This window comes from Dechloromonas denitrificans (genome assembly GCF_020510685.1).
Taxonomy (GTDB): domain Bacteria; phylum Pseudomonadota; class Gammaproteobacteria; order Burkholderiales; family Rhodocyclaceae; genus Azonexus; species Azonexus denitrificans_A.
In genome coordinates this window covers 2,217,847-2,240,683 of the sequence record NZ_CP075185.1, presented here as the reverse complement: position 1 = coordinate 2,240,683, position 22,837 = coordinate 2,217,847, and the positions used below count along the sequence as shown (strand labels likewise).

Genomic DNA, 22,837 nt, shown 5'->3' with positions numbered 1-22,837 from the left:
TCAATTCCCTTCAGATACAGTGTTGTTATTCAGCATGATCATTCGGATGCGACATACGCTCTCGGTATTCGCCGTTTCGATAATTTGGCCTTCGAGACGCTTGCCACCCGCCAAAACGCGCAGGATGTTCATGTATTCACGGTCGGGATATAGCTGATATGGAGGATGTTTTTTTGGAGATAAATTTTTGTCGTCCAACACGATTTGATATGCTGAAAGGTAGGTTTTCCCCTTATAAGCAAAGGGGCGGAGTTGCAGGGCGACTTTCAGATCAAGTAATCTTGGTTGGCGACCAGACTTCTGTCCGTGGACGAGTTGCTTAAGTGTCAAGGGCATTGTTAAATCAAGCCCGTCTTTTGGAAATAGAGCTAACCCATCCTCGCCAGAGTAATCTTCGTCGCCTGCATCAGAGACGAATTTTGTGGGAATCTTGAACATGAACGAATGCTTCACCACCCACTCTTTATGCCCATCGTTGTCAATATCGATTTCAGCGACCAACATGGGGTGCGGATGGCAAATATCCTCGTTACCCCCCTCCGGGTAGCAAACCATCCCTTCCTTCCATTTCACAGCATCAAACTCTGGTGAAGATGGGAACTTTGACAGCAGCATCTCGTAGGTCGACTCCCTGTCGAAACCAACTTCGGGAAGCCGCTCAAATATTTGGTCATACGGTTTGCCGAAGACAGTCGGATTCGCCCCCTCCGCTCCAACGCCCCTATCCCAAGGGGCCTTAAAATTCTGGTTGAAGACTTGGGTCATATGCACACACAGACTCCTGTCTTTACTTTCCTCTAAGCGGTATTTATACAACTCGGTCTGGGTATAGCCTGCTCCTGTCAAACCGTAGAAGAGTGAAACAACAGCCAGAGCTTGATTCCTGATATATCGGCAGAGGCCTGAACCACTTTTCACTGGTGACTGCTGAGCATTAAAGAGCGGCAGCGACATTTTTCGTTTCCGTTTAATGGCTTTTGCCATTTCGACTCCCTTTCAAATCTCGATTGCCATTTCTCATGTCGTCAAATTTACCGAGAACGAATTATTTATCTCTTCTTCCACGACTTCCATTTGTCGTGTCGAGTTTGTTCCAAGCTCAATCACTTCATCCACCGCCAGCCCTCGTGGAATCTGATGCGTAATAAACAGCATGGTCACCTTCCCCTTGAGCTTGTTGATCGTCCTCGCAAAGTGTTCCGCCGTCTGCTGATCCAGATTCGACACCGCCTCATCGAAGACTAGGATCTTCGGCCGTTTGAGCAGCGCCCGGGCAATGGCAATTCTTTGACGTTGGCCGCCGGATAACCCGGTCCCGCGCTCGCCGATTTCGGTCTGGTAGCCGTCGTTGAGGGTTTCGATGACCTCATGAATCTCCGCCGCCTTACAAGCCTGGATCACGTCCTCGAAGCTGGCATGTGGGTGGGCCATGACCAGGTTGTCGTAGAGGGTGCCGGCAAAGAGCACGGTTTCCTGGGGCACGACGCCGAAGGTTTGGCGCAGTTCGTTGGCGGCGAGGTGGCGGATATCTTTGCCATCCAGGGCGATCAGCCCTTCGTTTGGCTGGTAGAAGCCGAGCAGCAGTTTGGCCAGCGTGCTCTTGCCGCAGCCGGAGGGCCCCATCAGCACCGTTAGATGACCGGGCTTCAGCGTCAGGCTGAGGTTGCGGTAGAGCCAGGGCTGGTGTTCGACATAGCGGAAGGCGAGGTGGCGCAGGTCGATGCGGCCGGGACCGTTGTTCTCCCGGGTCGGGGTCAGGGTATGCGGTTCCTGCGGCATGTCGAGAATGTCGCCGAGACGTTTGACGGCGATGTTGGCTTGCTGGAATTCCTGCCATAGGCCGACAAGGCGCAGGAGTGGCTGGCTCATCCGGCCGGCGAACATCTGGAAGGCAACCAGCATGCCGACGGTGAAGCCGTCGTTCTGCATGACCAGCAAGGCGCCGACGATCAGGATGGCCAGGGTCATGACTTGTTCGAGGCCGTTACTGATGACGTTGTAGGTATTGCCAACCTGCTTGGTGGAGAAACCGGCGGCCAGGTATTGGGCCAGGAAGTCACCGTACTTCTTGTCGATATCGGCCTCCATCTGCAAAGATTTGACGGTAGCCATGCCGGCGACGTATTCGGTCAGAAAGGCCTGGTTTCTCGCCCCGAGCATGAACTGTTGATTCAGCCTGTCACGGAAGACCGGGGCGACAAGAAAACTGATGGCGGCGATGGCACCCAACAAGCCGACGGCGATCAGTGACAGCTGCCAGCTATAGGCAAACATCACGGCGAGGAAGATGAACAAGAAGGGAAGATCGAGTACCAAGGTGACAGCCGCACCGGAAACGAATTCCCGTATCGTCTCTACACCGTGCAGCCGGGCAACCAGCGTGCCGGTCGGACGATTCTCGAAGTACGGCAAGGGCAACCTGAGCATGTGGCGGAAGACCTGGCTACCAAGGACCGCATCGATACGATTGCCGGTATGGAGCACCAAGTATTGCCGTAGCCAAGACATGCCGCTGGTGAAGAGCATGAACATGACCAGCGCGACGCCAAGGACGATCAGGGTGCTGTGGGTTTGGTGGACGACGACCTTGTCAATAATAACCTGGGTAAAGAGCGGAGTGGCCAGGCCGACGAGCTGAATGGCCAGGCTGGCGAGTAGCACGTCCCGCCAGATCGTTTTGTGTTTGACGAGTTCGGGGATGAACCAGCGGAAGCCGAATTCCTTGGTTTCGGTTTCGAATCCGGGAATGTCGCCTTCCTTGTTGGTGCCGCTGGCTTCGCGCGAGGCAAGGATGAGGCCGGGTTCGAACTGGCTGGCGGCTTCGTCGACGGTGAGGGTTTCCGGGGCTTGTGAACCGCAACGAAAGTAAAGCAGTTTGTGGCCATCGGTCTTGAGGATGAGGACCGGGATGGTGGGGATGGCTTCGTCGGCGTTCGTTTCCGGGATGGCGCGCAGGAAGGCGATGGCCGGCAGGGGGAGCTTTTGCCAGTCGGCTGGATGGGCGCTATGGCCAGTCTTGAAGCCCAAGGCGTGGGCGGCTTCGTGAAAGGTAGCGAGACTATGCGGTGGCGGGAAGTCCTGCTCGATCAGCTTGGGGTCGAAGGGAATGCGATAGAGACTGCACAGGCTGCCGAGCAGCCACAGCACGTCCTGATACCCCAGCCCTCCCTCTGAAGTTTCCATCGCCAGCTTAATTTTATGAAGATTGGGCATTCTGGGTGGCCCTAAATGCCAAGTCAATACCACCAAAGACTTAACTGACTGCGGTTTGCTGCTAGAAACCAGGGGGATTGTTTCAGCTCGCCAGTACTAGATATGCATTGGGCACTTCTGCCTGTTTCAAGGAGAGCCAGGGTGCAATGAACATCATGTGCGAGCACACATCGGCACATCTGTGGCACTGGCCTCAAATTGCCGGATGTCTCGACTTTGGGCGTGCTGTGGATGGTGTCGCGCGACAACGAGGCGAAGACACTGGCGGATTTCAAGGGCAAAGAAATTGCCATGCCTTTCGCGCCGACATGCCGGACATCGTTTTCGACCTGATTGCAGAAAAGCAGGGGCTGGAAGCCAAGAAGAATTTCAAGCTGCGCTACGTCGGTTCGTCTCTCGATGCCATGCAGCTACTGGTCAGTCGCCGCGTCGACCATGCCCTGCTGGCTGAACCGGCGGTATCGATGGCGTTGCGTAAGACCAAATCCTTCCCGGTCAGTATCATTGCACCCGATCTTTATCGGAGTGCCGGTCCGCAGTAGAAGTTGGGCCGCCTATTTCGCAGCGAGTGTTTGCCGGCCAGCCTCTGTGTTTTCCTGGCGGTTTTGGATTTGGCCATCCAGAGCGTTGGCTATGGCGACGGGCAGCGAACAGGAAATCGAGGAGGAACGACGACTCCTCTATGTCGCCATGACCCGGGCCATGAATCCCTCTGATCGGTGAATTCACAGTCGAAGAAAAGGCGCGTGACCATTGTGCAATTTCATGCCATCAATGCTAAATCGTTTCTTTAGTACACGAAAACCGGCAGCTTCAGTAGCCGATGCATTGAAACGAATGCGTCAATCAACGTCGGGCGGAGAAAATTGAACGAGTTGCGTCAAATTCTTCAATGCCCGCCAGTCTCCAGGATTAGGGGCATCAACGTAGCGTCGCCCATCTTGGAGTATATAAACATGGATATAAAAGCCGCTGTCCTTGAAGCGCCCGCGCCAAACTTCGGCGAGAAGTTCCATCTGCCAGTGTTTTGTCCGATTGAGTCGAGGCGGACTGACGAGGAGCAACTGATCTACCTGGATGATGCTGTCGGTCTGAATCAGAAATTCAGCCACTTGGTCTGGTTTAGTGAGGAATTCAGTTCCCTCGACACCGATCTTTGCTCCATGTCGCCTGGAATAGGACAAACAATACCAAGGAAAATCCACGGTCAGTGTGATGTGGGTCCAGACATCACAACCATGTCCGGCAATGGCAGATTTGATGGGATGACGATCTGAAGGAGTAGTAAGAAACATCGAGTCAGCGATATAAATGAACACTATAGATTGTAGTTCAATAGTGTTCATTTTGGGTTCATTGGGGCATGACTCCAGAACCCAAAATGAATCTACACGACGCCCTGGCCATCGCCATCAAAGCGATCAGGAAAAACCGGAATCTGACCCAAGAGGACTTTGGACTCGTATCCAGCAGGACCTACTTGAGCACGCTCGAACGGGGTCTAAAAAGCCCTACCCTCGACAAACTTGATGAGATCGCCCGCGTCATGGCCATTCATCCAGCCTCTCTGGTCTTGTTGGCTTACAGCATTTTGTCCAGCAATAGCCATCCAAACGCTGATGCGGTGGAAATTGTCTGCCAGGAAACCAAACGCTTGCTTTCACAATTCACCGATAACACCGGAACAAAACTGCAGTAGTTCGTTAGTGCGGCCTGGGTACTTTCTGATTGAGCAGGCCAGACAAGCGATTTGACATTAGTCCCCTTACAAACGGTTCGGAATCACGATCAACGATATAGTCGATGTTGTTCATCGCGATTGGATTTCTCGAACGTCGTATCCCGCTGGGCACCGCCTCACTCTTGGCCAAACCATGAAATATGCCTTTTGGTCTTCAAGAAATAGATTTCCATTGGATGCAGTCATTAGGGGGAAATTGTACGGCGCCCTCCCTTCTCTAATACTTTCAAGCCAGAGATAGGTATCCTCGACATCAGCAGACGCTTCGTAGTACAGCAAGAGTTCGAGTAACTCTCTCACGTCTGATCCAATCGAAAACTTAACTAGAGGTTGAATTCGATTGGACATGTAAATGGTGGCATCATCCAGCAGGTGTTTCCGAAGGGGCTCAACGATACCTTTTTTGTGCAGTATATTTGCCCATTCATGGTATTCATACCATTCGTTCTGAATTTTGGTATTGGAAGAATCTTCCTCGAAAAAATCTATCCATTTTTCTCGAAGCCGGCGAATCAAATACTTATTAGATTTGACTATTTGCCAATATGGCCAGCCATTTGGATCAATCTGTATCCAGCCAACATTCCGAAGCCAACCCCAACTGGTTTTCCTGGGTGTTTCATGCTTCACTAATTTTTTGACAGCATCAACAACGAGTTGCCGGGCTGGAGGAGTTTCCTTGTTGAGAATAAAGGTCTTGCGAAAGAAGTTCGATAACGAATCGTAATCGATAATGTTAAGGATATCTTTTAGGTGACGTGCCGCTTTGACGCCACATTCCGTGATCGCTGGTTCCTGTCGAAGCGGCTGTTCTTTAAATATTTTACTCAACCGATTCGGTAGTGGATGACTCCACTCAAGGCGTCCAAGGAGCGCCCCGAGATCCCTATCCGTGTAACCTTCACCATAAATCGAAATCACATTCATCGCCATACATCTATTTGCGTATAAATGTACCGATTGCAGCCAATCGTGAAATTCTCGGAACATTGAAGAAGCTAACAAGCTCGCAACCCTAGATGAATCGCAAATGCTCAACCATTTTTCGGTGCCTCGATCGAAAATATTCCAGAGTTCCTTACCATATGCATCAAAAACTGGGACGCCGTAGGGTTGATTGATGTTGCAATGGACAAGATCGACACGATGAATAGGACACTGCGCCAACCACCATACATCATGAAACGATGCATGGTACCCAAACTTCCGGCACTCTGGGCAATATGAAACCTGACCATCCCATTGTCTTTTTTGATATGCAAATGAAAATGTTCCATAACATATAGGTAGAGTTAAAGTTCCTCCTGCCAGCGAATTTACAGTCGACTCTGGCTCGTCAAGCAGTCGTGCCACTCCCCTTATTGCTTCACCAAAAAAACCCGTAGCCCACCAATCATGTAACCCCGTTAGCTGAGAAAAGAATTTTCGACATTCCCTACCCGATATGTCGTTTAGGACACAAAATCTTGCTGAAAATGCTTCTAGCGACTCATAAGGCAGTAATCGGCCTCGCCCCCAATTTATTCTAGGTCGAATAGTTGACTCGCGAAGTTCACTTTCTATTTTTCCGATTTAATAACTCCGAAGTTTCGCGACCCACTTCATATTGATGTCGCCCCTTTTAAAAGGGCTAACAGGGTACCTTGACAACTTGAATTTTTGAAGATTATTGTAGAGGCCTGTAGTAACAATCACCTTATTTCGTTTCTGCTGAGGGAATAGAACCACTTCACATTGACCATCATCCGCTAGTCGCTGCAATAGCTTTCAGTGCTATGTGCTGACAATGTGAGACACGTCTGGGATCACGATGATTTTTTATGGGGATCCAAAACTGGCGGCAATAGCCTTCTGAGAAAGTCGGTAAACTTCGACCTGGCAATGGTATTGAGTAGATAACGCTTCTCCATCACGCTATCCCAATCCTTGCCCGCCGCCAGGTCTTTTAGGATCGACTCAACAGCCACCGCTACGTGCATCATCGGCAACTCAAACGGGATACGGGCCCTTTTGCCTTCTTTCAGCTCAGGCGGCCTGAGTTCCCAAAAAGCTTCCCAAAAATTAGAAGCATGATTAGAAAGGCGGCGTCCTACGGTGAAGGCTTCTGGGGCAAAGAACTTTAAGAACGAAATCCCGCTTTCCTTGGGCCACTCAGAATCGATGTCATACCCGTTGAGTACATACTTAAGTTCATCAACGCTACGAATGCCGTGAAATGCCGCATCCTGCGCAAAAAAGCGAGCGGTAACATGAGCGTAGCCCGTTCGCGCCAGGTAATCGGGCACGTAACCAAGTACATGAGATCCGACCTGCACCGTCGTCATACGAATCCCTTGGTCGTCGAGTTCGTTCTGGACCCCCATGAGCCACGTCAATTCGTTGGTGCTGACACGCTGTGCTTCGTCGATGATAAGTACCACATAGTTGCGGCGACTCGAGCGGGCCAGGGTCTGTAGATGCTCGGAAAACAGGAATCGGGCAACTGACTTCTTCTTCGGTTTAAGCGGGTCGATGAACTCAAATTTTGCGGCGAGCAGTAGCATGTTCCAAAACTCGGCTTCACCCATCACCTGCGTGTCCTTTCGGATCCAAACGATGAGGGGCAGCTTTTCTTTAAATCGCGCTTCGAGTTCAGTCCGAATGAACCACTTCACGGTTCGCGACTTACCGAAGCGCGAGGGACCGTAAATATAACCGCCGGTCACACGTTGATCGATCCAGTTACCGATGGTACCAATCATTGCATCCATAGGCGGCGTGTAGACAGCATACTCTTGGGTGACAATCGGGTGGTCGTCAGCGGAGGTGGCTAAAGAATGCTGCCTAGTGGCGCCCATCGAATTATGTCCTCTAATGCCGTTACTTGGTTGCAGCTTTCCGGCGCGAAGGAAGGTTAGGCACCTGATCGGGCACCAGCAAGGGCTGGCCTGAAGGTTCCTTTGTTCGCTTTGCAGAATCAGTAGATGGCTGCTCGGCCCCGCCCTCCGCTTCCGCCAAAGCCGCGTCTAGCACCGAAGCTCCAACGTCAGCCTCCGCATACATTGCCAAGACCCGTAGCGACTCCAGATAGGCTGGATGAACGGGCAGCTTCCCTTGATATTCCTCGCAGTACCTATGAAACGCTTGAATAGCGTCACCGAGCGCAAGCGTACTAATCCGTTTCCGTCTAAAAAACGCTGTGATTCCAGAGCGCACCTCCAGGCTATGCGGTGTCTTGTGCCAAGGAGGGGCTGCCCGAAGGACACCAAGCGACTCTCCCTCCACCGTATAGGCTAGCGCAACACGCGCATCATATTCAATGTGGTTTTCTACCCAGATTTTCTTGCCGACAAGGTCAAATCTTTGCTGCAATGCGTCACCGTGGTGGCTGGCTCCGGCAAAGTTAACGTAAGGTCGCCTTCCTATCGCGAGGTTGCCCAGAACTGTGCAAAGCTTTCTATAGCTCAAGATGCGCTGAACTTCACTGGAGTCCGCGTACCGAAGGTCAGGTGCTCCAGGTCGAGAACTAAGGAAATCGAGGTATTCAAGAGGTGATCGGCCACCGAGACTCGGGTGTTCGGTCGCGTTGTAATTCGCGATCAGGATGTCGAGCATGTCTTCGGCGTATTCAACCTGAAAGCGACTATTGACGGCGACAGCCTCGGGGTCGCGCCCCTTCTTGCCCTTCGGGTTACCGCCAGTTGTATTGGTAAGGCGTTGGAACCCCCCTGCCCCCAAGCGCCTGAAGAAAGTCTCGACGAACGGCCTGTCATCCATGCTACGCCGCACAGCAAAGCTGGTCTTAGGATCAAGGAGCCTTGAGCCCACTATGTCGTCGAGGACCTGGCGCACATGAATCGAGGTTTCGGCCAGCGCCCCATCGACACTGGTTTCGTCCCAGCACATACCGATATATCGATCGTTATGGCCAGAAGGCAGCGCTGCTTCCTCATAGTACGCCTCGTCACCAAAAGCAATGCTGCGGCGTTGCCATTTGGTCAGTGCTCTTTTAATGGCGCGAAGGACGTCATCCTTCGAAACCTCGTACCGAAAGCTAAGGTAGTAACCGAGCACCGCGCGAGAGACAACTTCCAGCAGCACAATTACCCAAAGGCGGTGAACAATCTTAGCGGCATAGCTTCCGTCACCCCGTGGAAACAGTACGCAGAACCGTCCATCGGTCTTGTGAGCGTCCATTTCGACCCGCTGTAAGAGGTGCTCAACCGGACGCTCGACGCCGTCACTGGATTTCAGTTTCTTTTGTGCGTCCTTTCCTCCCTCAATCATTGCCCCCTGGGTAGGGTTAGCAGCCAAGACAGCTTTGACGTAACGACAAACAGAGACGTAGCCCATGTTTTCGGTGTTGAACGGCCACTCATGCCTAATTTCGTAGCCCTTCTTTCTCAGTTCCCCTAGTAACCACCTCCAGTGAGCAGTCCGGTTGCGCTTCTCTTCAAGTTTGTCGTCACTTGGTGCTTTAAGAATTCGCTTGTTGAACCTCTCTCCAAGATCTCCTTCAAGTGCTAGGACTGTCGTCAGCGCTCCAGCAGCCCCTTTACCGGCGCCATTTACCGTGATTACTTTGGTCCGTGTGTAGGGTTCTTGGCGTGCATAGGGAACCAAGCCGCGCCAACCGTAGATTTGCCCATCATGATGCGCTTCGAGACATCGGCGAATAAGGCGATAGACTCCTTTCATGCCTATCCCGTACTGCCGCTTCAAACTGGCATCTGAAGCTCCGCTGAGGTACTCAATAACGGCACGCTTGCGCTTTAGATACCGGGAGACATTGGTTCCAAGTGCCGGTTCGAATACTGTTGGCCAAGTCCGCAAGTCCTCATGGGCAGTACCCGACATGCCCTTAATCCGTCTCGCCACGGGAAATGGATAGCTAAGCGTTGCCGAATCCTCCGTCATGGATGCTCCTGAGACGGCTTAAATCATTTGTTCAGCATAGATACTTTTCTTAGAAAACCAAATCACCAAGCTCATCACTTCATCAATTTGTTGTTTACTTCTGCTGTGGATGCATTGTTATGTAGTGTTTTTAAACACAAAATTGTTGCTATGTAGCTCTTAACGCTGGTGCTGTCAGGTGAACCTTTGATACACATTTATGTAACTAAACGGTGCAACCTATTTGTAGTCAGATGTAAATCCGCCTGTGCGTCCGTTTCAACGTTTAATATGGCTGGAAACCCCGGAGTGTCTGCATGAGAAAAAATTTCTACTGGTTGTTGCTTGCCCTGTCGATGAGTGCCCAGGCAGTGGAGCTGAGCCCATCGCCCCAACAGGCGCAGGCGGCCTATCTAACGCAGGAACTGCTGAACCGTTTCCATTACCAGGCGCCCGCTCTCGACGACGCCTTGTCGGAAAAAATACTCGAGCGCTACCTCTCGTCGCTCGATACCGAAAAGTATTTCTTCATTCAGACTGACATTGATCAACTGGCCGGCATTCGCACCCGGCTAGACGACGCGATCATCAGTGGCAAGCTCGAATTGCCCTTTGCGATCTTCAATCTTTATGCGACTCGGGTGATCGAACGCTTCTCCTACGCCCGCAGCCTCCTTCCCGAGGGATTCGATTTTCAGCAGAACGAAACCTTTCAATACCGCCGGGAAAAAGAGCCATGGCCAAAATCCGACGCGGAAGCGCGCGAGTTATGGCGTAAACGCGTCAAAAACGACTGGCTGCGCCTGAAACTGGCGGAAAAAGCCGATAAAAGCATCATCGAAACGCTTGATAAACGCTACGAAGCCTCGATCAAACGGATTGAAAAACTGAAGAGCGAGGATGCGTTCCAGATTTTCATGAACGCCTACACGACCGCCATCGACCCCCATACCAATTACCTCGGTCCCCGTGCCTCGGAAAATTTCGGCATCTCGATGAAGCTGTCCCTGGTCGGCATCGGCGCCGTGCTGGAAGAAAAAGACGAGTACACGACAATCCGTGAGCTCATGGCGGGCGGGCCGGCCGCGGTCTCCGGCAAGCTCAAGGTCGGCGACCGCATCGTCGGTGTCGGTCAGGGCGAAAGCGGTTCGCTGACCGATGTCCTGGGGTGGCGACTGGACGACACCGTTGGCCTGATTCGTGGCGAGGCCAATTCGGTCGTTCTCCTTGATATCCTTCCCGCCGATGCAGGCCCCGATGGCAGCCACAAACGGATATCCCTGATTCGCAAGAAAATCACCCTGGCCGAGCAGGCCGCGAAGAAATCCGTGCTGCCAGTGACCAGCGGTCGGACTGCCCGGAAAATCGGGATCATCTCCCTGCCCTCTTTCTATCAGGATTTCGACGCCAGACAAAAAGGCGATCCGAATTACAAGAGCGCCACCCGCGACGTCGCCCGGCTGCTTACTGAATTGAAGAAGGAAAAGGTCGATAGCATCCTGATCGACCTGCGCGACAACGGCGGTGGCTCGCTGTCCGAAGCGGTCGAACTGACTGGGCTATTTATCGACACCGGGCCAGTGGTCCAGCAACGCGACGCCCGTGGCCGAATTTCAGTCGAAAGCGACACCCAGGCCGGCGCCGCCTGGAACGGTCCGCTGGGCGTGCTGATCAACGGCCAATCCGCTTCCGCCTCGGAGATTTTCGCGGCGGCGATCCAGGATTACGGGCGCGGACTGATCATCGGCGAGCCCAGTTTCGGTAAGGGAACCGTGCAATCCCTGCTCAACCTCGACCGCATGGCACGCAGCGACAAGCAGCAATACGGGGAACTGAAAATGACGATAGCTCAGTTCTTCCGGATTGACGGCGGAACCACCCAGCTACGCGGCGTAACCCCCGATATTGGCTTCCCGACCTTGATCGATAGCGAAAATCATGGCGAAGCCAGTTTTACCAACGCCCTGCCCTGGGGGCAAATCGCCGCAGTCGACTACGTGTCGGCCCGGGCTATCGGAAACGAACTGCCCGCCTTGCTGGCCCGCCACGAAAGCCGGATAAAGGATGACAAGGAATTCAAATACTTGCGCGACGATCTGGCCGAGATCAACAACCTGCGCAAGAAAAACCAGATTTCACTGAACGAGGCGGATCGACGGCAGGAACGCGAGACCCGCGAGGCAGCCCTGGCCAGCCGGGAAACAGGCAAGAACCATGGCAAGGAAAATGCTCGAAAGATCAGTGATACGCAGCGCGACGACGGTCTTCAAGCCAGCGAACGATCGCTCAGCAGTGAGCTGGCGGCGGTCAAGGAACGGAAGAAGGCCAAGGACATCCTCCTGACCGAAGCGGTCCGGATTCTCGGTGATGAACTTGAGTTGCAGACAGTCGCGGTGCGGCCCAGCCAACCCGCTACGAAGCCGGCGGCGAAGATCCCGGGCGACAAACGAGCCGACAGCCGATAACGGCTTAAGCGTAAAGAAAGACTGTGATACAAAATAATGTTGCAGTGCACAAACGATAGGAGGAGAATAAGACCTTGTCTCCTCCATCTCCTCCAAGAAATGGATTTATGCCCGCCTCGTGCGGGCATTTTTTTGTCTGTCACCGCCTGCAGGCGATAGCAACATATAGGTTTATGTTGCCCCTGAAATAACAAAGCCCGTCTAGCGCGGGCTTTTGTATTTTTTTGTCTCCTCCACCTCAATTCGTTTGAGCTGGACTTCAGTTCCAGCTGCAATCATACATCAGTTAATTAATTTCGATTGGTGTAACTTGAGAATACTTATTCAGCCCCGTTCTGCGTCTTGAGGGCGGCCTTGATCAGATCTTCGCCGATGTCAGGGCAGACTTTCTCGATGAAGGCGTGCGCGTAGCTGCGCAGGTAGGTTCCCCGCCGCACCGCGAGGCGTGTCGTATTGGCGGGAAACAAGTGAGGGACCGGGATCAGTTCCAGGCTTCGATCCTGCTCGACGTCATAGGCCACCGAGGCCACCACGCCGACGCCCAGGCCGAGACCGACATAGGTCTTGATCACGTCGGCATCAATGGCGGAGAGGACGATGTCGGGCACGATCCCGGCATCGGCGAAGGCCTGGTCGACATGGGAGCGACCGGTAAAGCCTTCGTGGTAGGTGATGATCGGGTACTCGCTCAGCGTCTCCAGCGTGATTTCGCCGACGTTGAGCAAGGGGTGTCCTTTCGGCACGATGATCGCATGGTGCCAGGAATAGAACGGGAAGGAGGCCAGCTCGGGAACCTTGTCGAGGCTTTCCGTGGCGATGCCGACATCGGCCTGCCCGGAGGCCAGCAAGTCGGCGATTTCCCGCGGGCTTCCCTGCAACAGCGACAAATGCACTTTCGGGTAGTCGGCCTTGAACCACTGAATGATCTTCGGCAACGCATAGCGGGCTTGGGTGTGGGTCGTGGCGACAACGAAATGTCCGGTTTCGCGGCTGGCGAACTGGTCGGCGATGCGGCGTAGGTTCTGGGTGTCGAGCAGGATACGCTCGACCACTTCGACCAGTTCCTTGCCCGGCTCGGTCAGCCCGAGCAGGCGTTTGCCGCGGCGAATGAAGATCTCGATGCCCAACTCGTCTTCAAGATCCTTGATGTGTTTGCTGACGCCAGGCTGCGAGGTATAGAGCGCGTTGGCCACTTCGGTCAGGTTGAAATCCTGGCGAACCGTCTCGCGGACGATTCTGAGTTGCTGAAAATTCATGGTTTTTCCTCTTATGCCGCCAGGCGGTTGTTCTGGAATACGCGAATGGCCCGCGGCCGCAGTGCGACATCGTCACCTTCGCGCAGGCCCGACGCAGCGAGCACTTCGCGCAACACCGACACCTCGACCAATTCGCCATCCGGCCGGCTCAGTTCGACCTGGGCCAGCGGACCAATGGCGATCACTCGCAGGATTCTTGCCGGCAGCCCGCCCTCCGGGGCATTGGCTGGCAGCAGATCGAATTCGTGCGGCCGGACATAACCGACCGCCTGCTCGCTCGGCTCGTGACCGTGGCCAAGTGTCAGGGCGTGCTCGCCGACATGCAGATGGCCATCTTCGACCCGGCCGTGGAACAGATTGACCGAGCCCAGGAAGCTGGCGACGAAGGATGTGGCCGGATGGTCGTATACCTGATCCGGCGCACCGATCTGTTCGACCTTGCCCTTGTTCATCAGTACGACGCGGTCGGACACCTCGAGCGCCTCTTCCTGGTCGTGCGTCACGAAAACGCTGGTGACGTGAATTTCATCGTGCAACTGCCGCAGCCAGCGGCGCAATTCCTTGCGTACCTTGGCATCGAGCGCGCCGAACGGCTCGTCGAGCAGCAACACCTTCGGCTCAACGGCGAGCGCCCGGGCCAGGGCTATCCGCTGGCGCTGGCCGCCGGACAGCTGCGAGGGGAAGCGGTCGGCCAGCCAGCCCAACTGAACCAGATCGAGCAGGCGCGTCACGCGTTTTTTGATTTCGGCTTCGGCCGGCCGGAATTTTCTCGGCCGGACACGCAGGCCGAACGCCACGTTGTCGAACACCGTCATATGGCGGAACAGGGCGTAATGCTGGAAAACGAAACCGACCTGGCGCTCGCGCACATGGCGGTCGGAGGCGTCGTCACCTTCGAGCAGGATCTGGCCCCGATCGGCATACTCCAGGCCGGCGATGATGCGCAGCAGTGTCGTCTTGCCGCAGCCGGAAGGTCCGAGCAGCGCCACCAGTTCGCCGGAAGGAATGTCGATGGAGACGTCATCCAGCGCCTGAAAGGCTCCGAACTGCTTGCTGATGTTGCGAATGGCGATACTCATGTTCAACCTCCGAGGCATTGTCGATCTGGCTATCCACCGCGGTTAGCAGAATCAACACGATGAGCGGAAGTCTAAGGAAAGTTACTTATAAGCAGAAATAACATAAACGAAGAAGCTAATCCGTTTTTTGCATAAGCAACCGGCCGACTAGCATCAGGGGCGTTGCTAGCGCGCCTTCCGCTGGCTGGCTGGCGCCGCCTTTTGCTGCACCTCGTAACCATGGGTGCGCAACAGCCGCAGGGCCATCTCGATGGTCCGGCGGGTCTTCTTCGGAACATCCGACGGCACGCCCACCGTCGGCGGCGGCAAAGGCAATTGATGGCCATGGGCTTTCAGCCAGTCGGCAATCGCGCTCAGCCCTTTGGCACCGATTCCCTCGGCTTGCTGCAGGCGCCGGTAGCCAAGGGCAGCCACTTCTTCCGGCGTGAATTGCGGACGATCGAATATCTTGCGTAGCGCATTCCGCTGCAAGGTCGGTAATTCGTTCATCGCAGCCGGTGCAGTTGCCACCGGGCGTTCATCGGGTTTGCTGCCCGGCGGGCAGTCACTCATTTCGTCAGCCATAGGCAGGCACATCCAGAATGGATACTTCTCCAGGATTGGTTTTGGACGAAGCGTAGTGAGCTCGATGCCGGCGGAAAACGACATATTTCTGATATCGATATGCCCGAATGATCAGCAACCGGCAATCTACCGCCCTCACCCGCCCGGCGCGTTCTAAGCTTATGCAAAAAAACTCCTTTGCATTCGCGATCCGCTGACGCACATTCGCGCCTGTTTGAATGCCCGGTAAACGCAGTCCAGTTGCGGACCTCCGGCCTTTTCCGAAGAACAGGACAACCCATGAAAAGATTCCTTCCGCTGCTCGGGCTGCTTGCAGCTTCGGTCGCGTCGGCGAGCGACAGGCCGCCCGTGGCCCCCTTCCCCTACTTCGTCGGCAATTGCTTCAACTGCCACGGCACTGAAGGCAAGGCCAACTCGGCCATTCCGATGATTGCCGGGCGCGACAAGGCCTATCTCGAAGAAGCGCTGAAGGCCTTCAAGGGCGGGACCAAGCAGGCGACGATCATGCATCAGCTGGCCAAAGGCTACACGGACGAAGAAATCGCCGTGCTGGCGGATTACTTCTCCCGTCAGAAATAAGGAGCGCTAAATATGTCTCAGATCAACAACGATCGCCGGCGCCTGCTCCAGGCCTTTGGCGCTTCCGCCACACTGGCCGGCGCCGCCCTGTTGCCAGGTGGGGCGTTCGCCGCACCGCAAAAGAACCGGAAACTCGGCCGCGTCGTCGTTATCGGCGGCGGCTTCGGCGGCGCCACCGCGGCCAAATACCTGCGCAAATGGAGCAATGGCGCCATCGAGGTCGTCCTCATCGAACGCAACAAGGAATTCATCTCCTGCCCGACCTCCAACGAGGTACTGGCCGGCAATCGCGACTACGCCTCACTCGTCCACAGCTACGATGCCCTGAAGAAGAACTGGGGCATCAAGGTGGTACACGCCGAGGTCAGCGCCATCGATCCGGAAAAACGGCAAGTCAGGACCAGTCACGGCGAGCAATTCGGCTACGACCGGCTGGTGATTTCGCCGGGTATCGAATTCAATTTCGGCGCCGTCGCCGGCTACGACGAGAAGGCGCAGCAGAAGATCCTGCACGCCTGGAAGGCCGGTCCGCAAACCATTGCCCTGCGCCAGCAACTGGTCGATCTGGCGGATGGCGGTACGTTCGTGCTGAGCATTCCGAAAGCGCCCTATCGCTGCCCGCCCGGTCCTTATGAGCGGGCCAGCCAGATCGCCCATTATTTCAAGACGCACAAGCCGAACTCGAAGGTCCTGGTTCTCGATGGCAACGACAAGATCATTTCCAAGACCAAGCTGTTTGCCGATGTCTGGGCCAACGACTACAAGGGCATCATCGAGTACCGGCCGAACTGGAATACCACCGAGATCGATGCCGCAACGCAGACCGTCACCAGCGAGATCGGCGACAAGGAGCGTGGCGACATCATCAACCTGATTCCGCCGCAGGCCGCTGGCAAGCTGGCCCGCGATGCCGGGGTGATCAATGCCAACAACCGCTGGGCCACCGTGGACTGGGTGACGCTCGAATCGACCGCGGTCAGCAACGTGCATGTGCTGGGCGATGCCACGCTGTCATCGCCGCTGATGCCGAAATCGGGCCACATGGCCAACCAGCACGGCAAGGCGGCAGCCGCAGCAATCGTCGAGATCCTCTCCGGTCGCCCGGCGCAGCCGATGCTGATGGCCAACACCTGCTACTCGCTCGTCGACGCTCGGCGCGGCATTCACGTCGATTCGGTGCACCGCTACGACCCGGAGAAGAAACAGTTGCTGGTGGTCGAAGGTTCGGGCGGCGTCTCGAAGGAACCCTCGGTCGAAGAAGGCCTGTTCGCCAGAGCCTGGGCCAGGAACATCTGGTCCGACACGCTGAGCTGAGGCACCGGCCCGCCACTGGCCGCCGCACCGCCCACCAGCCGGGCGTGCGGCGGCTTTTTACTGGGCGGCAACTTGAGTCGGGGCGCGCCATTCCGGCGTATATATGTCGAAAGATATAAACAGCGAAGAATTCCATCGTTCAGTTGTGCGCTACCAGCCGGCAAACTTGGTTCAGATCAATTCCACCCTGAACCAGGAGAACTCCATGCAACAGAAGTATTCCATCAAGGCTCTGGTCGCCGCGCTTGCCCTGGCCGGCGGCCTTTCCAGCGCCCTCGCCGACACGCTGAAAGTCGGTTATCTGCCGGTCACCGGCCACGGCAAGTTTTTCGTTGCCAAGGAACAAGGCCTGTTCGCCAAGGAAGGCCTCGACGTCGAACTGATCGAGTTCCAGAACTCGGCCGACGGCCTCAATGCCATCATCGCCGGCAAGCTCGATGTCGGTGCCTTCGGTACCACCGCGCCGGTCGCCCACCTCTCCAAGGGCGCCAAGATCAAGATCATCGGCGGCATCATGGGCGGTGACGCGGCATTGATCGCGACCCCGGCCAACGCCGGCAAGATCGCCGGGATCGCCGACCTCAAGGGCAAGAAGATCGCCACGGTGCGCATGGCTTCCGGCGATGCGGTGCTGCGCGGCGCGCTCAAGGACAAGGGCATCAACTGGAAGACCGATGTCCAGATATTCGAACTGAAGAACCCGCCCGCCGTCATCGAAGCCGTCAAGTCCGGCCAGGTCGATGCTGGCCTGGTATGGGGGCCGCATGACCTGCGCGCCGAAGACCAGGGTCTGAAAATCGTTATCCACTCGACCGACCTGCAACCGGCGCACCCGTGCTGCCGCCTGGTGGTTACCGAAGCCAGCCTGAAGAACGAAGCGACCTGGGAAAAGTTCGTCCGGGCCATTCTGAAGGCCGAGAAATTCGCCGCCGAGAACAAGAAGGAAACCATCGAGTCGATCGCCAAGTACATCAAGCTCGACCAGCAATTGCTCTGGCGCGGTTATTACTCGCAGTATCTTGACCAGTCGAGCGACCCCAACGTCAAGGGCGTCAAGCGCTTCGCCGACGTCATGGTCAATAGCGAGTTCATCACCAGCAAGCCGGACTTGAACGCCGCCATCGATGCCCGCATCTACGAAAAGGCGCTCAACCAGCTGGCCCGGGAAAACCCGGCCGATCCTTTCTGGAAAAAACTCCAGAAGGAATTCAAGCAGAAGGACGCGTAATGAGCCACGGCCTCGTTCTCGATGGCGTCGATTTTTCCTACGACGCCACCCGGATTCTCGACGGGATCAAGCTGTCGATCCCGACCGGACAGTTCGTCACGCTGCTCGGCGCTAGCGGCTCGGGTAAATCGACCCTGCTGCGCCTGATCGCCGGTCTGCAGTTTCCCGAACGGGGCCGCCTGGCCTGGAAAGGCAGCGCCATTGCCGGTCCGGGACTGGAACGTGGCGTGGTCTTTCAGGACTACGCCCTGTTCCCCTGGATGTCGGTCGTCGACAACATCGCCATCGCCATCGGCAAGGCTCGCCCGGAAACCCGCAAGGCGGACCGCCAGGCCGAAGCCGCCGATTATCTGAAGAAGGTCGGACTGGAAAGCGCCATCGGCAAATACCCGTTCGAGCTTTCCGGCGGCATGCGCCAGCGCGCCGCCATCGCCCGTGCCCTCGCTCTCGGTTCGCCGCTATTGCTGATGGACGAACCGTTCGGCGCCCTTGACCCGGTCAACCGCGCCAAATTGCAGGACTTGCTGCTGGAAATCTGGGAAGCCGCGACGCCGAAGAAAACCATCGTCTTCGTCACACACGATGTCGACGAGGCGCTCTATCTCGGCGACCGCGTGGTGATCCTCGGTTCGACGCCGGGCCGCGTGATTGCCGACCTGCCGGTCGAGTTTCCCCGGCACCGCGACCGCCGCACGCTGTTCGACAGCGATGCCTTCCATACCCTGCGCGAATCGATCGCCGAAACGCTGGCCGCCGATACGCTGCGTCAGCTGATTGCGGCGTAAAGGAGAATTCCATGCCCGAAACACTCACCCTCGAATCCCGCGAGGTCTCGGTGACGCCGACGCCACAAGTCATCGACGGACCGGCCGAAACGCCCTTGAGCGCACGCCTGGCCAACGTTGTCGAAGCCTCGCTGATCTGGATCGTCCTGTTCGGCGGCTGGTTCCTGGCCGCCGAATACACCCCGCTCGGCGACAACCCGCTGATTCCCGGCCCGCTCGTCACCGCCCGCGCCTTGTGGGAAGCGCTGCCCGAGCTCTGGCAGGGAACGATCTCGTCCTTCACCATCCTGGTCCCCGGCTTCCTGCTCGCCGCCCTGCTCGGCATCGTCTCCGGCCTGGGCATCGGCACCTCGCCGCGTCTGCAGCGGGCCTTCTTTCCCTTTGCCCGGGTCGTCGCCCCAGTGCCGCCGACCGTCTATATCCCTTACGCCATCGCCATTCTGCCGACCTTCAAGTTGTCGGCCATTTTCGTCGTCTTCATCGGCGCCTTCTGGCCGATCTTCCAGAATGCCGCCGCCGGCGCCCATGCCCTGGAAGAGCGCTACCGCGACAACGCCCGGACGCTTGGCCTCACCGGCTTTGAATACCACTGGCGCGTCGTCTTTCCGGCCGCCCTGCCCCACATCTTTTCCGGCATGGCGGTCGGCCTCGGCTTTTCCTTCATCCTGCTGACGGTTGCCGAGCTGTTCGGGGCCAATGCCGGGCTGGGGCGTTTCGTCCAGTATTACGCCGACTTTGCCGACTATCCGAAGATGGTGGCCGGCATTTTGTACACCGGGCTGGTGACTTTCCTGGCGATGACCGGGCTGGAAAAACTGAAGCGCCGCGCGCTGTTCTGGCAGCGTTGAGTCATGGGTTATCGCTTGTCGTACCAGCGGGTGCTGGGCTTGGCTCTTGCCCTGCTGGCCCTCGGCACGCCGGCCGGCCCGGCCAACGCCGCACTGTTTGCCCGGACAACGACCGACCTGCAGGCCGAAGTGCGGGCCGCCGCAGCCGAAGGCAAGCAGCTGGCGGTCTTCCTGACCCTGCCCGACTGCCCGGGCTGTCTGGAAATGGAACGGCAGGTACACGCCGTTCCGGCCATCGAGAAAGCCTTCAAGCGGAAGTTTCGCACGGTCAGCATCGACATTTCGACGAGCGACAGCCTGGTCGATCCGGCCGGCCGGCCATCGACCCCGGCCGCCTTTGCCCAGCGCCTGCGGGCTGTCGCCACGCCGTCCTACGCTTTTTTCAATCGCGACGGACAGGTGCTTTACCGGTTTACCGGCACGCTCGACCAGAACGGTTTCCGCCAACTGGCCGACTACGTGAGCAGTGCGCGCTATGAGCAACGTCCCTTCGTCGCCCCGGCCCGCCAGGCGGCCCATGCCACCAACTTGCGCCTGAATGCCGAGCCGCCGACCGCTACCGTGCCGCTGCACCCCGAGTTCAAGCTTGCCGCGACGGATGGTCAGACTCATCGCCTGGCCGACTTTCGCGGTCTCGGCGTCGCGCTGGCCGTCGGTTATACCCAGTGCCCGGATGTCTGCCCGACCACGCTGGCCGAGCTGAAGGCGGCCGTCGAAGCGCTGCCGCCGGCCCTCAAATCGCAAGTCCAGGTGCTGTTCGCAACGCTCGACCCCGAGCGCGATGCGATTCCCCTGCTCAAGGACTACGCAACGGCCTTCCGGCCGGACGGCGGCAGGCCGATTCTCGGCCTGCGTGGCGACGCGGCCGAGACGAAAAACCTGATCCGCCAATTGCAACTGGTGGCCGACAAGCAGCCTTCGGCATCGATGGGGTACACGCTGGATCACACCGCAGGCATCTTCCTCTTTGACGCCGACGGCCGTCTGCTCGGCCTGTCGCCCTACGGCCAGCCGCTCAAGCAACTGGCTGCCGATCTTGCCAGCATCGCGGCCGACGCCAGCCGTCGCCGTCAACTCGCTCAACACTAACCGGAAACACCGAAATGCCCAGCAACAAACTGCTGCCTCTGGCCGAAGCTGTCCGTCGCTATACCTGGGACGGCATGCAGTACGCCAGCGGCGCCGCCCTCCCCGTCGGCTCCGACGCCATCGCCTTCGGCCGTGAATTGGTGCGCCAGAAACGCCGCGACCTGCACGCCATCTTTCACTGCAATACCCAGCAACTGAATCTGTTGGCCGGCGCCGGCGCAGTCAGCAAGGCCGAGTGCGGCTTTTCCGGGCTGGAGGTCTTCGGCTTCGCCAACGGCCTGCGCCGGGCGGTCGAATCCGGCCAACTGGCGCTGGAGGATTACTCCAACCTGGCCATGGCCGTTCGCCTGCTCGGCGGCGCGATGAACTGGCCGTTCGTGCCGGCGACGGTGAATATCGGCTCCGACATCCAGGACCGCAGCGCCTTCGCACCCGATGAATACCCGGCAAAGCACAAGATCCCGACCGTCACCGATCCGTTCTCCGGCCGCGAAATCGGTGCCTTCAGCCCGCTCAAGCCGGATCTCGCCGCCATCCATGTCTCGCTGGCCGACCCCCTCGGCAACGCCATCATGCTCGGCACCGAATGGAGCCGCTTCGAGCTGTCGCGCGCCGCCAGGAAAGTCATCCTGATTGCCGATGCCATCGTCGATACCGATTGCATGCGGCAGTTCCCGAACCTCGTGCGCATCCCCGACATCATCGTCGAAGCCGTGGTTTATCACCCCTTCGCCGCCTGGCCGCAGTCATCACCCGGGCTTTACGACGTCGATGAGGCGCACATGAAATTGATGAACAAGGCGTTGGCCACCGAACAAGGTACCGCCGACTATGTCCGCGACTTCGTCGACAGCTATGGCGATATCGACGGTTATCTCGACCTGATCGGCCGCGACAACATCGCCCGCTTGAGCGACAGCGCCACCAGCTTCCTTCTCGATCCGTTCCGGCAGTGGATCAAGACGCCCGAGGAAATCGCGGCACTGACGGCGGAGGTGGCAGCATGAGCGAGAATCTGCCCTACAGCCGCCAGGAAATGATGGCGATCGCCACCGGCCGCGAACTGCACGACGGCGAGTTGGCAATTTTCGGCGTCGGCCTCTCGATGCTCGCCGGCTACTTTGCCCAGGCCTGCCACGCGCCGAACATCCGCGCTATGACCGAAGGCGGCGTCTATGGCGCCACGCCGGTCGGCGGCCTGCCCTGGGGCATCGAGTGCAACCGTATCTCGGCCAATGCCACCAGTTTCACCAACGCCATCGACGCCATCGGCTTTCTCGTCGCCTCCGGCCGCTGCGATGTCGGCATCATCGGCGCGGCGCAGGTCGACAAGTTCGGCAACGTCAACACCACCGGCATCTGGGAAGGCGAGATCGGCGACCGCTACCGCCTGCCGAAAACCCGCCTGACCGGCGCCGGCGGGGCCAACGACATCGCCTGCGGCGCCGGCCGCGTCGTCATCATGGTTACCCATGAAGCCAAGCGCTTTGCCGACAAGGTCAGCTACATCAGCTCGCCGGGCTACCTGGAAGGCGGCAACGCCCGCGAACGCTACGGTTTCGTCGGCAAGGGACCGTCCGCCATCATCACCACGCTCGGCATCCTGCGCCCGGACCCGGTCAGCAAGGAATTCATCCTCGAGGCCTATTACGCCTTCTCCAGCGTCGAGGAAATCCTCGCTAACACCGGTTGGGATCTGAAGGTTTCGCCCAGTGTTCATGTCGTGCCCGAGCCGACGGCCGAAGAGCTGGCCGCGCTGCGCCGCGTCGATCAGACCGGTGCGCTGCGCAAGGCCTGAGGC

Annotated in this window: 20 protein-coding genes; 11 read left to right on the top strand and 9 right to left on the bottom strand. The window is 57.2% G+C overall.

Annotated elements, in window-relative coordinates:
• Positions 1-984, bottom strand: coding sequence for a hypothetical protein (locus KI611_RS10675; protein ID WP_226419801.1), 984 nt, complete (start codon positions 982-984; stop codon positions 1-3).
• A gap of 33 nt (positions 985-1,017) precedes the next feature.
• Entirely contained in the window at positions 1,018-3,183 is a 2,166-nt protein-coding gene (locus KI611_RS10670) for a peptidase domain-containing ABC transporter (RefSeq protein ID WP_226419800.1), read from the bottom strand.
• 176 nt (positions 3,184-3,359) lie between these two features.
• Here KI611_RS10670 and KI611_RS10665 point away from each other — a divergent pair, with 176 nt between their 5' ends.
• Positions 3,360-3,755, top strand: a complete 396-nt coding sequence (locus KI611_RS10665) for a hypothetical protein (RefSeq protein WP_226419799.1) — start codon at positions 3,360-3,362, stop codon at positions 3,753-3,755.
• A gap of 300 nt (positions 3,756-4,055) precedes the next feature.
• Here KI611_RS10665 and KI611_RS10660 read toward each other — a convergent pair whose 3' ends face one another.
• A complete protein-coding gene (locus tag KI611_RS10660; protein ID WP_226419798.1) occupies positions 4,056-4,559 on the bottom strand; it encodes a hypothetical protein in 504 nt (167 codons plus the stop codon).
• A gap of 35 nt (positions 4,560-4,594) precedes the next feature.
• On the opposite strand from KI611_RS10660, the gene KI611_RS10655 reads away from it, so the two are divergent.
• A complete protein-coding gene (locus tag KI611_RS10655; protein ID WP_226419797.1) occupies positions 4,595-4,912 on the top strand; it encodes a helix-turn-helix domain-containing protein in 318 nt (105 codons plus the stop codon).
• A 111-nt stretch (positions 4,913-5,023) separates the two neighbouring features.
• Here KI611_RS10655 and KI611_RS10650 read toward each other — a convergent pair whose 3' ends face one another.
• The 3 genes from KI611_RS10650 to KI611_RS10640 all read right to left on the bottom strand — a co-directional run bounded on the left by KI611_RS10650 (position 5,024) and on the right by KI611_RS10640 (position 9,850).
• Entirely contained in the window at positions 5,024-6,307 is a 1,284-nt protein-coding gene (locus KI611_RS10650) for a hypothetical protein (protein ID WP_226419796.1), read from the bottom strand.
• Between the two features lie 452 nt (positions 6,308-6,759).
• Positions 6,760-7,791, bottom strand: coding sequence for an ATP-binding protein (locus KI611_RS10645; protein ID WP_226419795.1), 1,032 nt, complete (start codon positions 7,789-7,791; stop codon positions 6,760-6,762).
• Positions 7,792-7,813: 22 nt separating this feature from the next.
• Complete coding sequence (locus tag KI611_RS10640; RefSeq protein WP_226419794.1) at positions 7,814-9,850, bottom strand: hypothetical protein; 2,037 nt, start codon at positions 9,848-9,850, stop codon at positions 7,814-7,816.
• Positions 9,851-10,146: 296 nt separating this feature from the next.
• Here KI611_RS10640 and KI611_RS10635 point away from each other — a divergent pair, with 296 nt between their 5' ends.
• Positions 10,147-12,294: a carboxy terminal-processing peptidase gene (locus KI611_RS10635; protein WP_226419793.1), complete on the top strand. Its 2,148-nt coding sequence runs from the start codon at positions 10,147-10,149 to the stop codon at positions 12,292-12,294.
• Between the two features lie 320 nt (positions 12,295-12,614).
• Here KI611_RS10635 and KI611_RS10630 read toward each other — a convergent pair whose 3' ends face one another.
• The 3 genes from KI611_RS10630 to KI611_RS10620 form a co-directional block, all read right to left on the bottom strand.
• Positions 12,615-13,550, bottom strand: a complete 936-nt coding sequence (locus KI611_RS10630) for a CysB family HTH-type transcriptional regulator (protein WP_226419792.1) — start codon at positions 13,548-13,550, stop codon at positions 12,615-12,617.
• 11 nt (positions 13,551-13,561) lie between these two features.
• Positions 13,562-14,629: a sulfate/molybdate ABC transporter ATP-binding protein gene (locus tag KI611_RS10625; protein WP_226419791.1), complete on the bottom strand. Its 1,068-nt coding sequence runs from the start codon at positions 14,627-14,629 to the stop codon at positions 13,562-13,564.
• Positions 14,630-14,794: 165 nt separating this feature from the next.
• Positions 14,795-15,181, bottom strand: coding sequence for a hypothetical protein (locus KI611_RS10620; RefSeq protein ID WP_226419790.1), 387 nt, complete (start codon positions 15,179-15,181; stop codon positions 14,795-14,797).
• A 291-nt stretch (positions 15,182-15,472) separates the two neighbouring features.
• Between KI611_RS10620 and KI611_RS10615 the strand changes: the two genes are divergently transcribed.
• The 8 genes from KI611_RS10615 to KI611_RS10580 all read left to right on the top strand — a co-directional run bounded on the left by KI611_RS10615 (position 15,473) and on the right by KI611_RS10580 (position 22,834).
• Positions 15,473-15,772 (top strand): c-type cytochrome, encoded by a 300-nt coding sequence (locus KI611_RS10615; protein WP_226419789.1) that lies wholly within the window; start codon positions 15,473-15,475, stop codon positions 15,770-15,772.
• Positions 15,773-15,784: 12 nt separating this feature from the next.
• Complete coding sequence (locus KI611_RS10610; RefSeq protein WP_226419788.1) at positions 15,785-17,086, top strand: NAD(P)/FAD-dependent oxidoreductase; 1,302 nt, start codon at positions 15,785-15,787, stop codon at positions 17,084-17,086.
• Between the two features lie 205 nt (positions 17,087-17,291).
• On the top strand, positions 17,292-18,314 hold the full coding sequence (locus tag KI611_RS10605; protein ID WP_226419787.1) for an ABC transporter substrate-binding protein: 1,023 nt from the start codon (positions 17,292-17,294) through the stop codon (positions 18,312-18,314).
• Positions 18,314-19,099, top strand: a complete 786-nt coding sequence (locus KI611_RS10600) for an ABC transporter ATP-binding protein (RefSeq protein WP_226419786.1) — start codon at positions 18,314-18,316, stop codon at positions 19,097-19,099. Before KI611_RS10605 ends, KI611_RS10600 begins: the two co-directional genes overlap by 1 nt.
• 11 nt (positions 19,100-19,110) lie before the next feature.
• Complete coding sequence (locus tag KI611_RS10595) at positions 19,111-19,947, top strand: ABC transporter permease (RefSeq protein WP_226419785.1); 837 nt, start codon at positions 19,111-19,113, stop codon at positions 19,945-19,947.
• Positions 19,948-19,950: 3 nt separating this feature from the next.
• Entirely contained in the window at positions 19,951-21,036 is a 1,086-nt protein-coding gene (locus KI611_RS10590; RefSeq protein ID WP_226419784.1) for an SCO family protein, read from the top strand.
• A gap of 14 nt (positions 21,037-21,050) precedes the next feature.
• Entirely contained in the window at positions 21,051-22,043 is a 993-nt protein-coding gene (locus tag KI611_RS10585; protein WP_226419783.1) for a CoA transferase subunit A, read from the top strand.
• Positions 22,040-22,834: a CoA-transferase subunit beta gene (locus tag KI611_RS10580; protein WP_226419782.1), complete on the top strand. Its 795-nt coding sequence runs from the start codon at positions 22,040-22,042 to the stop codon at positions 22,832-22,834. Before KI611_RS10585 ends, KI611_RS10580 begins: the two co-directional genes overlap by 4 nt.
• Positions 22,835-22,837 lie beyond the last annotated feature (3 nt).

Coding starts and splice junctions, on each gene's coding strand:
- KI611_RS10595 (WP_226419785.1), top strand. CDS start 19,111: ATGCCCGAAACACTCACCCTCGAATCCCGCGAGGTCTCGGTGACGCCG.
- KI611_RS10625 (WP_226419791.1), bottom strand. CDS start 14,629: ATGAGTATCGCCATTCGCAACATCAGCAAGCAGTTCGGAGCCTTTCAG.
- KI611_RS10605 (WP_226419787.1), top strand. CDS start 17,292: ATGCAACAGAAGTATTCCATCAAGGCTCTGGTCGCCGCGCTTGCCCTG.
- KI611_RS10615 (WP_226419789.1), top strand. CDS start 15,473: ATGAAAAGATTCCTTCCGCTGCTCGGGCTGCTTGCAGCTTCGGTCGCG.
- KI611_RS10665 (WP_226419799.1), top strand. CDS start 3,360: ATGAACATCATGTGCGAGCACACATCGGCACATCTGTGGCACTGGCCT.
- KI611_RS10675 (WP_226419801.1), bottom strand. CDS start 984: ATGGCAAAAGCCATTAAACGGAAACGAAAAATGTCGCTGCCGCTCTTT.
- KI611_RS10635 (WP_226419793.1), top strand. CDS start 10,147: ATGAGAAAAAATTTCTACTGGTTGTTGCTTGCCCTGTCGATGAGTGCC.
- KI611_RS10670 (WP_226419800.1), bottom strand. CDS start 3,183: ATGGAAACTTCAGAGGGAGGGCTGGGGTATCAGGACGTGCTGTGGCTG.
- KI611_RS10620 (WP_226419790.1), bottom strand. CDS start 15,181: ATGAGTGACTGCCCGCCGGGCAGCAAACCCGATGAACGCCCGGTGGCA.
- KI611_RS10580 (WP_226419782.1), top strand. CDS start 22,040: ATGAGCGAGAATCTGCCCTACAGCCGCCAGGAAATGATGGCGATCGCC.
- KI611_RS10640 (WP_226419794.1), bottom strand. CDS start 9,850: ATGACGGAGGATTCGGCAACGCTTAGCTATCCATTTCCCGTGGCGAGA.
- KI611_RS10655 (WP_226419797.1), top strand. CDS start 4,595: ATGAATCTACACGACGCCCTGGCCATCGCCATCAAAGCGATCAGGAAA.
- KI611_RS10645 (WP_226419795.1), bottom strand. CDS start 7,791: ATGGGCGCCACTAGGCAGCATTCTTTAGCCACCTCCGCTGACGACCAC.
- KI611_RS10660 (WP_226419798.1), bottom strand. CDS start 4,559: ATGAACACTATTGAACTACAATCTATAGTGTTCATTTATATCGCTGAC.
- KI611_RS10585 (WP_226419783.1), top strand. CDS start 21,051: ATGCCCAGCAACAAACTGCTGCCTCTGGCCGAAGCTGTCCGTCGCTAT.
- KI611_RS10630 (WP_226419792.1), bottom strand. CDS start 13,550: ATGAATTTTCAGCAACTCAGAATCGTCCGCGAGACGGTTCGCCAGGAT.
- KI611_RS10590 (WP_226419784.1), top strand. CDS start 19,951: ATGGGTTATCGCTTGTCGTACCAGCGGGTGCTGGGCTTGGCTCTTGCC.
- KI611_RS10610 (WP_226419788.1), top strand. CDS start 15,785: ATGTCTCAGATCAACAACGATCGCCGGCGCCTGCTCCAGGCCTTTGGC.
- KI611_RS10600 (WP_226419786.1), top strand. CDS start 18,314: ATGAGCCACGGCCTCGTTCTCGATGGCGTCGATTTTTCCTACGACGCC.